9 protein-coding genes are annotated in these 12312 nt (G+C 57.8%); 5 read left to right on the top strand and 4 right to left on the bottom strand.

Annotated features, from left to right (window positions below):
* Positions 1–5: 5 nt before the first annotated feature.
* The 3 genes from EXZ61_RS10250 to EXZ61_RS10260 are packed head-to-tail and all read right to left on the bottom strand — an operon-like array spanning position 6 to position 4003.
* Positions 6–2084: a transglutaminase TgpA family protein gene (locus EXZ61_RS10250; RefSeq protein WP_142811496.1), complete on the bottom strand. Its 2079-nt coding sequence runs from the start codon at positions 2082–2084 to the stop codon at positions 6–8.
* Between the two features lie 9 nt (positions 2085–2093).
* A complete protein-coding gene (locus EXZ61_RS10255) occupies positions 2094–3074 on the bottom strand; it encodes a DUF58 domain-containing protein (protein WP_237219145.1) in 981 nt (326 codons plus the stop codon).
* Positions 3075–3082: 8 nt separating this feature from the next.
* On the bottom strand, positions 3083–4003 hold the full coding sequence (locus EXZ61_RS10260; RefSeq protein WP_142811500.1) for an AAA family ATPase: 921 nt from the start codon (positions 4001–4003) through the stop codon (positions 3083–3085).
* A 38-nt stretch (positions 4004–4041) separates the two neighbouring features.
* Between EXZ61_RS10260 and EXZ61_RS10265 the strand changes: the two genes are divergently transcribed.
* The 4 genes from EXZ61_RS10265 (at position 4042) to EXZ61_RS10280 (ending at position 10303) form a co-directional block, all read left to right on the top strand.
* Positions 4042–4998 carry a histone deacetylase family protein gene (locus EXZ61_RS10265; protein ID WP_178084850.1) on the top strand — a complete coding sequence of 319 codons (957 nt, stop codon included), beginning with the start codon at positions 4042–4044 and terminating at the stop codon, positions 4996–4998.
* A 58-nt stretch (positions 4999–5056) separates the two neighbouring features.
* On the top strand, positions 5057–6337 hold the full coding sequence (locus EXZ61_RS10270; RefSeq protein ID WP_142811502.1) for a mechanosensitive ion channel family protein: 1281 nt from the start codon (positions 5057–5059) through the stop codon (positions 6335–6337).
* Positions 6338–6375: 38 nt separating this feature from the next.
* Positions 6376–8433 (top strand): site-specific recombinase, encoded by a 2058-nt coding sequence (locus tag EXZ61_RS10275; protein ID WP_142811503.1) that lies wholly within the window; start codon positions 6376–6378, stop codon positions 8431–8433.
* Between the two features lie 61 nt (positions 8434–8494).
* A complete protein-coding gene (locus EXZ61_RS10280; RefSeq protein WP_168224740.1) occupies positions 8495–10303 on the top strand; it encodes a mechanosensitive ion channel family protein in 1809 nt (602 codons plus the stop codon).
* Between the two features lie 58 nt (positions 10304–10361).
* On the opposite strand, the gene EXZ61_RS10285 is transcribed toward EXZ61_RS10280, so the two are convergent.
* On the bottom strand, positions 10362–11579 hold the full coding sequence (locus EXZ61_RS10285; RefSeq protein WP_142811508.1) for a patatin-like phospholipase family protein: 1218 nt from the start codon (positions 11577–11579) through the stop codon (positions 10362–10364).
* A gap of 106 nt (positions 11580–11685) precedes the next feature.
* Here EXZ61_RS10285 and EXZ61_RS10290 point away from each other — a divergent pair, with 106 nt between their 5' ends.
* Complete coding sequence (locus EXZ61_RS10290; protein WP_281063824.1) at positions 11686–12300, top strand: response regulator; 615 nt, start codon at positions 11686–11688, stop codon at positions 12298–12300.
* Positions 12301–12312: the final 12 nt, after the last annotated feature.

The raw sequence follows: 12312 nt of genomic DNA on the forward strand, positions 1-12312 counted from the left end.
AGGATTCACGAAAAAGTGTTTTCTAGAGGCAATGGAGAGGATGCTAAATGCTTGGGCCAACGAAGCTGCTGAAACTCTCTGTGTAGAGTTGCGAGTGTCGCGGTGGTGGCCCTATCTTTGCTTGGACTGTAGCGCCAGCGCTCAAGCTTCAGCAGCCAGGCTGACACAGCGTGAAGTTCGGTGCTTAGAGCACGCTGTGTATGGGGGGGCTGATCGGCCATGCGCTGCAGTATCTCGGCGATCTGACGCGGGGCCGCTTGTGGCGGAAGTATGAGCCCGGCTTTAGTCAAGCGCTGATGGGCCCTGCTCAGCAAGCGAAGCCAAGGGTCTTGACGGTGGCGGTCCCACAGTGTCCAAAGAGCGCCCCCGCTGCTGGCTAAAACAAGCAATGCAATCAGCACGTAACTCAAGTCTTCCCAGCTCGGAGACTCGAAGCCTAAGTTCTTCAGCAGATTGAGTTGTTTGGCTTGGGAGTAATTCAGCACCCACTGGTTCCATCGGTTGTTGGTGGCCTCCCAGAAAGCGCGCAAGTTCACCACAAAGCTGGGGCTCACCCGGCTGAGCGCTTGCCCCAATGCACTTTGGGGTATTTCAAGCCTTTGCAAACTACCGGTGCGCCCAGGCGCGACGGCCGAAGTAGGGTCTACGCGCACCCAGCCTTTAGCGCCCATCCAGACCTCGGCCCATGCGTGGGCATCACTCTGGCGCACGGTCCAAAACCCGTCGACCGCATTCAACTCGCCGCCCTGATAGCCGGTTACCACTCGGGCTGGGACGTCTAGCGCTCGCATCAACACCACAAACGAGGACGCAATGTGTTCGCAAAAGCCTTCACGTTTATCAAACCAGAACTCATCGGCGGAGTGCTGCCCAAACACACCAGGTTCTAAAGTGTAGGTATAGCCTTGGGTGCGCAGCCGCTGCATGCCAGCTTCTACCCAGGTGGCTGCATCCGCCCGCGAGTATTGCGGGTCACGGCGCATTTCGTCGGCCAGTTGCTGGGTACGTGGGTTAAATCCAGATGGCAGCGTCAGGTTTTCCCCGAGTGACTGATTCGCTGGGTTCCCAGCCAAGGTGTAGTTGGTAAAACTCGTTGCCTTGTAGCGCACGATGTCTGAGATAGGGGCATCGGCCAACCATTGCATGGTCTGGGTTTGAAAAAGGCTATAGCCTTTGAGGCTGGGCGATTCGGGCGTAGCATCTAGAACCAGCACCCAAGGGCGGTTGTTGCCTTCGAGCGTAACTTCGTAACGTATGGGGTCGCCGCTTGTTTCAATGGGTGCACTAGTCCCCGCGGCTTGGCTCACTGCTCTGCGCGCTGGAGACCAGTTTCGGCCATCAAAAGCGCTGAACACAGGGCCACGAAAATACAAGCTGCTTTGGCGCGGGGGCCTACCTTCAAACTTGATGCGCATGGCCACGCTACTGTCCAGCGCAAGGCTCGCAATCGTCCCAACTTGCATAGTCCCGCTTAAACCACTGCGACCTGCCATAGCATCAGATGGCACCCCCCACAGGGGCGCGATGCGCGGAAACAGCATGAACAGCACGATCATGATCGGAGCACCCAGCAAGGCCATCCAAGCTGCCGTTCGCGCGGCATGGGTTAAAGGCGGCTTGCCCACAGGCATGTGGCTATTCACTAAGGCGGTGAGTAGGCCCAAAAGAGCCACCAGCATGGACAAGGCCGTGAGCAGACTTTGGGAATAGAAAAAGTTGCTGAGTAGGGCAAAGAAGCCCAAGAAGAAAATCACAAAAGCGTCTCGTCGGGCGCGCATCTCAAGGGTCTTGAGTGCCAAAAGCACTATGACAAACGTGACTCCTGCGTCACGCCCAAGCAGCGTCTTAAAGCTGAAATAGGTGCCAGCAGTGGCAAGTGCCAAGGCGGCAAACAACCACCACCGAGAAGGCATCGGGCTGCCTCGCAAAGCAATGACGCCTCTCCAGACCAAGAGTGAGGCCGTCATGCCGCTGCACCACAGCGGCAGGTTGTCTATTTGCGGGGCAATCGTCCACGCAATAACCAAGAGCAAGAACAAAGTGTCACGTGCATCACGTGGAAGTGTTTTCAGTGTGAGCCACATGGTACGCACCTAAAACAGAGCCAGTGCTTGCAGGCAATGGCGCTTGTGCGCTTCGCCAGAGCCCGGTGCAATTTCGAGACCATGTAAGCGCAAGCCGTAGTGCAGCCCCTGCCGTTCTGCCATCAGCACCCACGCGCATAACCTTGAAAGACTTTGCTCCGGTTGACCAGCATGGCCAGATCCTGCCTGAGCTAGGTCGAGCCAGAGTTCAAAACGCGGCACCTGCTGCGCATCCCTGCTCACCAGCTCGTCCGCCTTGGCGGCCTTTTTCCAGACGACCAGTTTGAGCGGATCACCACGGCGGTAGGGGCGCACGCCATCAAACTCTCCCGTGTGTTGGCGTTGAAGACTTGCGGCGCCGCCAGCGCGCGGTTCGCCCGGTGGCAGGGGAGGTGGGTGCGCTTCGGGCTTGGGGTAGACCAGCACCTGTGCGGCAGGCCGCCACACGGTCCAGACGCGGAAAGTGCCCAAGGGGTAACGCGTCTCTGCGGTCAGCGGGGGAACGCGGTACTGTCCCCGTTGTACTGGTTGAAACGCCACTTGCACTTTGGTACTGCCTTGGGCAGGAACATCCGCCCAACTCCAATGCTGAGTTCCTAGTACTGCCAAGCCAATACCATAGCGAATACTGCGGCTTGGGCTTACCAAGTTGATGCCAATTGTTGCGTTGTCGCCCGCGAAACATGCGTCAGGCGCTATTAAATTCATAGTCAAGCCACGCAATGTGCCGTGGCACACGTGGATGCCCACCACCGCGCAGCCCATGAGCAAAAAGGTCAGCACGTAACCTAAATTGAGTTGGTAGTTGATGCTGGCAAGCAGCAAGGTCATCACCGTTAAGCCTAGCATCAGCCCAGGTCGGGTGGGCAGGATGTAGACGTTGCGCTGGGTCAGTGTGGTTGTGTCTCGCAAGGGCAGGCGTGACTGCCACCAGGCTTGAAAACGCTTGCGAATAGCGGCTACCGGGTGCAGCCATTCACGTGCCTGCATACGCAGGGTCATGGCAAGGGCACAGCCAACAACATAGCGCGCACCTGCTCATTAGCGCCTCTGCCAGCATCTCCCACGGGTACCAAGCGATGGGCTACGGTTTGCGGGAGTACGGCTTGCACATCGTCGGGTGCGACATAGTCGCGACCACTGAGCAGGGCCTGGGCCTTGGCTGCCCGAACCACGGCGATGCCAGCGCGTGGACTCAAGCCCTGTAAAAACCATTGCCCATTGCGGGTGGCCGCAATGAGGTCTTGCACATAGTCCAGCAGGGGGTCCGCTGCATGCACACTGAGAACCAAGGCCTGAAGCGCGTGTAACTCCGCCACTGTTAGCAACGCGGGCAGCTGGTCCACCGCGGCACGGCGATCGCTGCCATTCAAGAGTTGGCGTTCAGCCGCTCTGTCAGGGTAGCCCAAAGAAATTCGCATCAAGAATCTGTCTAGCTGGGACTCCGGCAGTGCGTAGGTGCCCAGTTGGTCTAAGGGGTTTTGGGTGGCAATGACAAAGAAAGGCTCGGGCAGGGCGCGGGTTTCCCCTTCAATGGTGACCTGCTTTTCTTCCATGGCCTCCAAGAGCGCGCTCTGTGTTTTTGGGCTAGCGCGGTTGATTTCGTCAGCCAGCAACACCTGGGCAAACAAGGGTCCCGCGTGAAACACAAACGCTTCTTTGCCTCGCTCGTAAATAGACACGCCAGAAAGATCGCTGGGCATGAGGTCGGAGGTGAACTGCACCCGCGAAAACTGCAAGCCAAAAGTGCGCGCCAAGGCATGGGCCAAAGTGGTTTTTCCTACGCCGGGTACATCATCAATCAGCAGGTGCCCACCAGCCAGTAAACAGGCGACGCAGTCTTGAACTTGCGAGGGTTTTCCGACAATCACCGTGTTAAGCTGATTGAGTAACGATTTAAGCTTGTGTTGTGCATCCATAGCATGACGTTAACCGAAAATTTTGAAGCGTGAGGGCAATGGTGAATACAACCGGATACTTTTTCCACCGAGATTGCCACAAACATGAAATGGGTGTAGGTCACCCCGAGTGCCCCGAGCGCTTGGACGCTATTGAAGACCATTTGCTGGCTTGCGGTGTTGCTGACGCCCTGGACCGACGCGAGGCCCCTCAGGCACCATTGGCCGACTTAGAGTTGGCCCACGGACGCATGCACATTGCCTCCTTGCGGGGACTGTCTGACAACTTGCGTGACGACATCAACGCGGGTGGCCCCACGCATGCCCAGGTGGACCCCGATACCTGTATCAATGTGCACACATGGGATGCCGCATTGCGGGCTGCGGGGGCGGCGATTGCGGCAACCGATGCGGTCATGGCGGGCGAAATGGAGAACGCTTTTTGCGCCGTGCGTCCCCCGGGTCACCACGCTTGTCATGACAAGGCCATGGGCTTTTGCTTTTTCAACAACGTGGCAGTGGCCGCGCGATACGCCTTGGAGCGCCACAGTTTGCGACGCGTTGCGATTGTGGACTTTGATGTGCACCATGGCAACGGCACGGAGGACATCGTGGCGGGTGACCAGCGTATCTTGATGCTGAGTTTTTTCCAGCATCCGTTTTACCCAGAAGGGGGCTCCTTGTCTAAGGCCAGCAACTTGGTGAATGTACCGGTGCCTGCTTACACCAAGGGCGATGCTGTGCGCAGCCTGATTGAGTCGCAATGGTTGCCGCGCTTAGAGGCTTACCGGCCTGAGATGATTTTTATCAGTGCGGGTTTTGATGCCCACCGCGAAGACGATTTGGGCCAAATGGGACTGGTGGAAAAAGACTACACCTGGATTACCCAACGCATCAAAGAGGTGGCTCAGCGCCATGCGCAAGGGCGCATCGTCTCTTGCCTTGAGGGCGGGTACAACCTCCATGCATTGGCCCGCAGCGTCGAAGCCCATGTCAGGGCTTTGGCTGACATCTGAGCCGTCTATCCTCTTAACCCTGCGCTTAACTTGTACTTGGCCTTCAGGCCCGTGACCGATGGCTTTAGCTAAAACCCTTTCCTCTCCGATGCCGATAGACGATTTCCAAGGCTGGCTCAGTGCCTTTACTGAACCCACCGTGCTCATCGAGCTCGCGGTGATTGCCGTGTGTGCCAGCTTGGCCTGGGCTTTGGTGCATGTGTTGCGCAAAGCGTTTGGCATGCGCGACACACCTTCTATATGGTTTGGCAAGCGCTTGGTCGATGGCGTGCTGTTTCCTTTGGTACTACTCTGTCTTGGGTTTGTGGCGCGCACGGTGCTTGGCAATTACGTGGGACTCGCAGTTTTCAAGGTGGCCATGCCGGTACTCGTTGCCTTGCTGGCGATTCGGGTCGGTGTCAAAGTCTTGCAGGTAGCGTTCGCCAATGCACCGTGGGTGAGGGTCTTTGAGCAAACCATTTCCTGGGCCGCATGGTTGGGGATGGTGTTGTGGGTCAGTGGCTTGTTGCCCGTGATGCTCAACGAGTTGGACCAGATCAGTTGGAAGGTCGGCACCTCCAACCTCACAGCCCGCACCATGTTAGAGGGACTGCTTACTGCTGGCTTGGTGCTATTGATCACCTTGTGGATCTCTTCTGCCATTGAGTCGCGATTGTTGCGTTCCGCCACAGGGGGGGAGTTGTCCCTGCGCAAGGCCGTGAGCAACGCCACTCGGGCCTTGCTCATGTTTTTGGGTCTGCTTTTGGCTTTGTCGGCAGTGGGTATTGACCTAACCGCCTTGTCGGTCCTTGGCGGTGCCCTAGGGGTTGGTATTGGCTTTGGTTTGCAAAAACTGGCTGCCAACTATGTGAGTGGCTTCGTCATTTTGGCTGAGCGCAGCATGCGCATTGGCGACAACGTGCGGGTCGACAACTTTGAAGGTGCCATCACCGAAATCAATGCGCGCTACACCGTGGTGCGCTCGCCCACAGGCCGTGAGTCCATCGTCCCCAATGAAATGCTGATTACCAGCCGCGTGGAAAACATGACCTTGGCAGATACCCGCTTGCACCAGTCCACCACGATCACGGTGGGCTATGACAGTGATGTGGACGAGGTCATTGCCTTGTTGGTGCAAGCCGCGCTCGACCAAAGCCGTGTGCTGCGTGACCCGGCACCCAATGCGACGCTCAACGCCTTTGGTGCGCACGGCTTGGAGTTTTCTCTGTCCTACTGGCTCAGCGACATCGAGAACGGGCAGGGCAATCTGAGGTCGGACGTTAACCTTGCCATATTGAAGTCCATGCGGCTGAAAAACATTGAAATCCCGTACCCACAGCAAGTGGTTCACACGCGATAAACGGGAGAGCGTTACTCTGTCCCATTTACAAAGGCACCATGTTTTCACAACGCACTGCCCCTGATTTAGCCGAGTTACTGGAGGGCTTAGACCCGCAGGCCGACTTGGTCCACCGCCATTTGTGGTTGATTTCCCTCATGGACTGGATTCGGGGCGACCACGCGTCCTCTGCGTCAGCTGCCGCGCGCGTAGACATGTTGTTGGACCTGTTGGATGCACGCCCCGCCACGCGCGAGCGGCTGCAGCAATGGTGGGCAGCGTTTATTGCTTCGGTGGACGGCGCTACGTTATTGGCTGACTATGGTTTTGCCTCGCGCAATGCCTTTGTCAGTGAGCTCGTAGAGCGCTTGCACCGCAAGCTGTTGCCTGCCTCGCCTGACACGGCAGATGCTTGCGAGCTTTTCGCCTTGCTCATGCCCAGCCCGCTCGATGCCCGCTGGTTGCAAGACCTAGACCCCGAAACCGTGGATCGCTTGGCCAAACTTCTCACGGTGTCGGTGGGGGCATCTGCCACAGCGAGCGCATCATTGCAAGCGATTGCGCCCGCGAATGCGCTGGACGCAGCGCAGCGACAACAGCCGCTAACCCATTGGCAAACGGTGTTGCTGGAAGCCATCACCATCAGTACCAGCCAAATTCGCGCAGCCGGTTTGTCACCGGAAATACGCTTGCGCCTGAGTCCTGCTGCGCGCAGCGAAAGCCCTTTTCACCAACTGGCCAGCAGCTTTGAGGCCTTGTGTGCCACATGGATGAAAAAGCGCTGGGTGGATGACGAGGTCTTGGCTGCTGCCAGTGTCTTCAGGCTGCAGTTAGCTGCTTGCAGCCATGCAGCCGCGTCGGTGTATCCGCATTTGGATGAACATGGCATCTCCATGGACTTGGTGTTTCGCTTGCGCCAGTTGCGCGAGCGAGTGCTGCGCATCCACACCTTGGTGGACTGTTTGCTCAGTGACACTGCGCCCAGCAAGACCGCCTTGCTTTTCTCGCATTTGGCCAGCGTAGGCCAAGAGCAGCGCAGCATTGGCGCGCTGGTGTCTGCCAATTCATCCTTGTTGGCGGCCAAGGTGGCGGAGCGCAGCTCTGAGACGGGCGAGCACTACATTACCCGCAACCGCGCGGAATACATGGGCATGCTCGGCAATGCAGCCGGAGGCGGGGCCTTGACGGCCGTCACCACTGCCTTGAAATTTGGCGTGATGGCGCTGGGCTTGTCAGCATTTTGGTATGGGTTTTGGTCGGGCCTGCTGTATGCCATGAGCTTTGTGGTGATTCAGCTTTTGCACTACACCTTGGCCACCAAGCAGCCTGCCATGACGGCACCCGCTATGGCGGCCAAGCTCAAAGACATGCATGCGCCGCATGCGATGGACGACTTTGTGCAAGAGGTGAGCCACCTCGTGCGCTCGCAGGTGGCTGCTGTGATTGGAAACGTGGCGGTGGTGTTCCCCGTAGTCTTGTTGATTTCCTGGGGCATGCAATGGTGGCAGGGTGTACCCCTCATTACCGATGCGCAAGCGCACTATGTGCTGCATTCATTGACGTTGCTAGGGCCATCGGCCTTGTTTGCGGCGTTTACGGGCGTTTTGCTGTTTGCCAGCAGCATCATTGCCGGTTGGGTAGAGAACTGGTTTGTGTTGCACAGGCTGGATTCGGCCATGCGCTACAACCCCAAGATCACGCGCTTTTTAGGACCTGCGCGGACTGACCGCTGGGCGCAGTTTATGCGTACTCACATTTCGGGTTTTGCGTCCAACATCTCACTCGGGTTTATGTTGGGCTTGGTGCCTGCCATTTTGGCGTTTCTGGGGCCAGCCTTGGATGCGCGCCATGTCACGCTGTCCACGGGGCAGCTGGCAGCAGCCTGCGCAAGCTTGGGCTGGGATGTGCTGCGCAGCCCTGACCTGTGGTGGGCTGTTGCCGCCATTCCCGTCATTGGTGTTTTGAACCTGGGGGTGAGCTTTTACCTTGCGTTTCGGGTTGCACTGCAGGCGCACAACGTGGGCAGTACCGAGCGTGGCCACATTTACAGCGCTATTTGGGCCCGTTTGCGCGAAGCCCCTTTGAGTTTCTTCTGGCCTGCCAAGGACGCGGCCTGAACCTTTGCGGAGATGGACGATGACAGCGTATGCGCCACCTAACAGCTCAGGGATGTTGAGCATGGCCCGCAAGGCCACCGGTGCGTGGTCACTGCCCTTGCTTCTTCTCTTGGCACTTGGCATGCCTGCCTTGGCCAATGAGGGTGGCCCACGGGTCAAAGTACTCCCAGTGGGCACAGTACAAGTGTCATCCGCAGACCTGCCTGCCATGGAGCCCACTAAGACTGCACAGCCCGCCACGTCTTCACAACATGGGTCTCAAACTGCCAAGGGGCACGCGAGCCCAGATACCGGCGGCCGCACCGCTAACCCATTACTGCCGGACATGGGTGTTGCAAGCGTGCCGGCAGCGCAGCAAGCGCAAGCCACGCTTAGCTACTTCAACCGGCCCGTTTTCGTATTCAAAGGCAGCTTGTTTGGTGTGTCTGCCGCTGACCGCGCACGCCGCGCGCACCTGCGCTTGCAAGAGCTGATGGACCTGCCGGGTCCTTTGTTGGTGACGCAAACGGCCCACCCCATCGGCGTGATGGTGCAAATTGACGGGGCTACTGCCTTCATCGTCACGCCGCAAGACCTCGATGTACTGGAGCAAGAGAGTTTGGACGTTGCGGCCAAGCTCGCCGTGATCGCCTTGCAGCAGGCCATTGAGGAGACCCGCGAAAGCCGCGACATGGGCGCCATGCTGCGTGCCGTGCTGGCAGGTGTGGCGGCCACTGCGGTACTGCTGGCGCTTGTGGTCATGCTTAGCAAGGCCAAGGGCTGGGCGCAAGCGCGGCTGCAGGCGTTGACTGAAAAACACGTGCAGCGCCTCCAGCTCGCAGGTGTAGCGCTGCTGCGTCCAGATCGCATGTGGGGCGCAGTGCAGCTGCTACTCACTTGGGGCGCGCGCTTAGTCAGTTTTGTGCTGCTCTACACATGGGCCAGTTTTGTGCTGGCCTTGTTTCCCTTTACCCGCGCTTGGGGCGAGACACTCAGCGGCTTTTTGTGGGATTTGCTGGTGCAAACGGGCACGGGCATTGCCCATGCCGTCCCTGGGCTAGTCACCGCGCTGCTCATCTTTTTTATTGCCCGTGCGCTCACCAAGGCCGCTGACGGCGTGTTTGAGCGTGTGGCGAGCGGCCAAATACGCACCTCTTGGCTTGATGCGGATGTAGAGGTGCCTACCCGGCGCATTGTGCGGGTAGTGATTTGGCTGTTTGGCTTGGCCATGGCCTACCCCTATTTGCCTGGTGCCGATACTGATGCCTTTAAGGGTCTTTCTGTGTTGGTGGGCCTGATGATTTCTTTGGGGGCCTCTAACTTGGTGGGGCAAGCGGCCAGTGGCCTGATATTGACCTACGGACGGGTGTTTCGCAAAGGGGAGTTCGTTCGCATAGGAGAGCATGAGGGCACGGTGACCGAAGTGGGTATGTTCGCCACCCGCATTCGCACCGGCTTGGGCGAAGAGCTGACGCTTTCCAATTCCACCATCTTGGCTACCACCACCAAGAACTACTCCCGCACCGTCAACGGGCCCGGTTTTGTTTTGGATACCACGCTCACCATTGGGTATGACACGCCGTGGCGGCAAGTACACGCCATGCTGGAAGAGGCCGCTTTGCGCACCCCGGGCGTGCTCGCAGTGCCAGCGCCGCAAGTGTTCCAGATCGCATTGTCAGATTGGTACCCCGAGTATCGGCTGGTGTGTCAGGCGATTCCCGCAGAGCCCAGGCCGCGCGCAGAGGTTATGAGCGCACTCCACGCCAATATCCAAGATGTGTTCAATGGGTATGGCGTGCAAATCATGTCGCCCCAGTACTTTGAAGACCCACCGGTCCCCAAAGTGGTTCCGCCTGAGCACTGGTACGCAGCTCCCGCTAAGCGCCCCTAAGGTCTGCTGTTTAATTCGTAGCAATGTGCGCTTATCCCATGGGCGCAAGGGCCACTTTTTAGTTAAAGCCAGGTGGTAAGGTTTGCCAAGGGTAACCCTCACGGGCCATGGTTTCGCCGCGTTCATACAAAGCCTGCATGAAAGCGGTGTCAAACTCTTGCCGATGCAGGTACTTAAAGTCTGCTGGGATGAATGCCAAGTGAAAGTCCATACCGTCGCGTTTGGCGGTCAAAAAGATCCGATACAGGTCACCCACGCCTTGGGTGTGAATCATGGAGCTGATGGCTCGGCTGGCAATGCTGATGACCCGCCGCTCGGTTTGCGCCCACTCCGGGTCTAAACGCGAGTTCATCACCACATACAGATTGCGTTTGCGGCTTCCGCCGTTGGCGCGGGCGAGCTCGCCCAGCTTGATGTTGGGCGGATACACAAAAACTTGGGCCATCGTGCCGCCGTCTACATGCATTTCTTGATGGGGCTTCCCGTCGAGTTCCACATTGATCATCACCGGTGGGAAGGCCCCGGGAATCGCGCTGGACGCCAGCATGATGTCGTGAAACAACGCCACCGCGTTGGGATGCTGGCTGGACGCCAGCTTGGTCATGTTCCAGATCACCCTTTGCCTAGCGTCCAGGTTGGTGGTCGATATCCACAGTTCGCGGCCTTTCACGTATTCCAAAGCGATTTGGTCCAGAAAAGCGCGGTCAATATGTTTACGCAGTTGTTGTCGCAGCGGCATCGTGTCGGCCATTGCGTCATCCGTAATGACTGCCCAGAAACTGCGAGGTTCAATGATGTCTTTGGGTGAAGTTCTGGTGTACAGATCGCGCAGCTTTTCATCATAGGCAGTGCCCAAGAATGCAAATGGCGCAATTAAAGCCCCGGTGCTAATCCCCGTGACCAGCGAAAACTCAGGCCTATCTCCCTTCACGCTCCAACCACGCAGCAAACCCGCGCCAAAGGCTCCGTTATCTCCACCGCCCGACAGAGCCAGTATGTGGCTGGGAGGCAGCGCCTCGCTTCCAAGGCCCTGTTGCTCTAGCCAACGCCGCTCGCGTGGCCAAGTGTCCATCATGTCCTGCGCAAGCCGCTGCATATCTTCGGCATCCCCCACCACATAGCGCAGGTCATCCAGTCCAGGCAACTTGGCTTGGGCTGCATACCGCTCCGGCACCGCTTCTATGCGCTGGGGTGTGCTGCAAGCGCTTAGCCCTAGCAGAAGCATTGCTCCGCAGAAAAGCAAAACGGTGTAGATGGCGGCGAGGAACCTTGGCATTGTCAGTAGAGCTTGTGGTTGGGAGCGGAGTGCTTGTGCGCTGACTTTCGCATGCGCTGGCTATACTGTTTCGCAGGTTCGTATCTTTGTTTGTGGTCGGGTGATTATGTTAGAGGTTCGCTTTTTGATTGTGGATAGCAGCAAGAGTTTGAAAGCTTATTTGCTCCAACTGTTCGAAGACTTTAGTTTCGATGCACGACTCATCAAAAGTGCTGAGGAGCCAGAGACTGCCTTGGTCGTGGCCAAGAAGCTTAAACCCGATTTTTTGCTGACCGACTGGTTTGCCCAAGCCCCTATGAATGGGCTTGCGCTATACCAAGAAGTGCTGAAGCTCAATCCGCTGTGCCAGCTGGGGTTGTTTAGCACGGAGATGGGTCCTGCACAAATTGATGAATCTACAGCTGCCGGTGCTGTATTTTTGCTGCCCAAACCCTGCACATCAGAGCAAATTCGAGCAGCCTTGGGCAAAGGATTGCAGCAACTGGTGCTCAAAAACCCGCGCATTGACGACCCAGCCTATGACGACGCTGACATTGCTGCCCGGCATTTGTCTACCTTGAAATTGGCGTCCACCTTGGCTCCATTAAGGCCCGGTGAGTCGGTTTCTTACAAAGGGAGACCTGATAGCGTCCGGCATGCCTTGTTTAGTAGAGGGCAAGCGTGGGTGCAACTCGAGGGGGAGCGTGACCTTGTGCCTGCCAGTGATGTGCGCAGAGCCTAGAGGAGCCACCGC

Origin of the sequence: Rhodoferax aquaticus, from assembly GCF_006974105.1 — a bacterium.
GTDB lineage: Bacteria > Pseudomonadota > Gammaproteobacteria > Burkholderiales > Burkholderiaceae_C > Allorhodoferax > Allorhodoferax aquaticus_A.

Bases quoted from the DNA above. Each gene is read 5' to 3' on its own strand.
- EXZ61_RS10250 (WP_142811496.1), bottom strand. From the start codon at position 2,084: ATGTGGCTCACACTGAAAACACTTCCACGTGATGCACGTGACACTTTG.
- EXZ61_RS10285 (WP_142811508.1), bottom strand. From the start codon at position 11,579: ATGCCAAGGTTCCTCGCCGCCATCTACACCGTTTTGCTTTTCTGCGGA.
- EXZ61_RS10275 (WP_142811503.1), top strand. From the start codon at position 6,376: ATGTTTTCACAACGCACTGCCCCTGATTTAGCCGAGTTACTGGAGGGC.
- EXZ61_RS10270 (WP_142811502.1), top strand. From the start codon at position 5,057: ATGGCTTTAGCTAAAACCCTTTCCTCTCCGATGCCGATAGACGATTTC.
- EXZ61_RS10290 (WP_281063824.1), top strand. From the start codon at position 11,686: ATGTTAGAGGTTCGCTTTTTGATTGTGGATAGCAGCAAGAGTTTGAAA.
- EXZ61_RS10265 (WP_178084850.1), top strand. From the start codon at position 4,042: ATGGTGAATACAACCGGATACTTTTTCCACCGAGATTGCCACAAACAT.
- EXZ61_RS10260 (WP_142811500.1), bottom strand. From the start codon at position 4,003: ATGGATGCACAACACAAGCTTAAATCGTTACTCAATCAGCTTAACACG.
- EXZ61_RS10280 (WP_168224740.1), top strand. From the start codon at position 8,495: ATGGCCCGCAAGGCCACCGGTGCGTGGTCACTGCCCTTGCTTCTTCTC.
- EXZ61_RS10255 (WP_237219145.1), bottom strand. From the start codon at position 3,074: ATGCAGGCACGTGAATGGCTGCACCCGGTAGCCGCTATTCGCAAGCGT.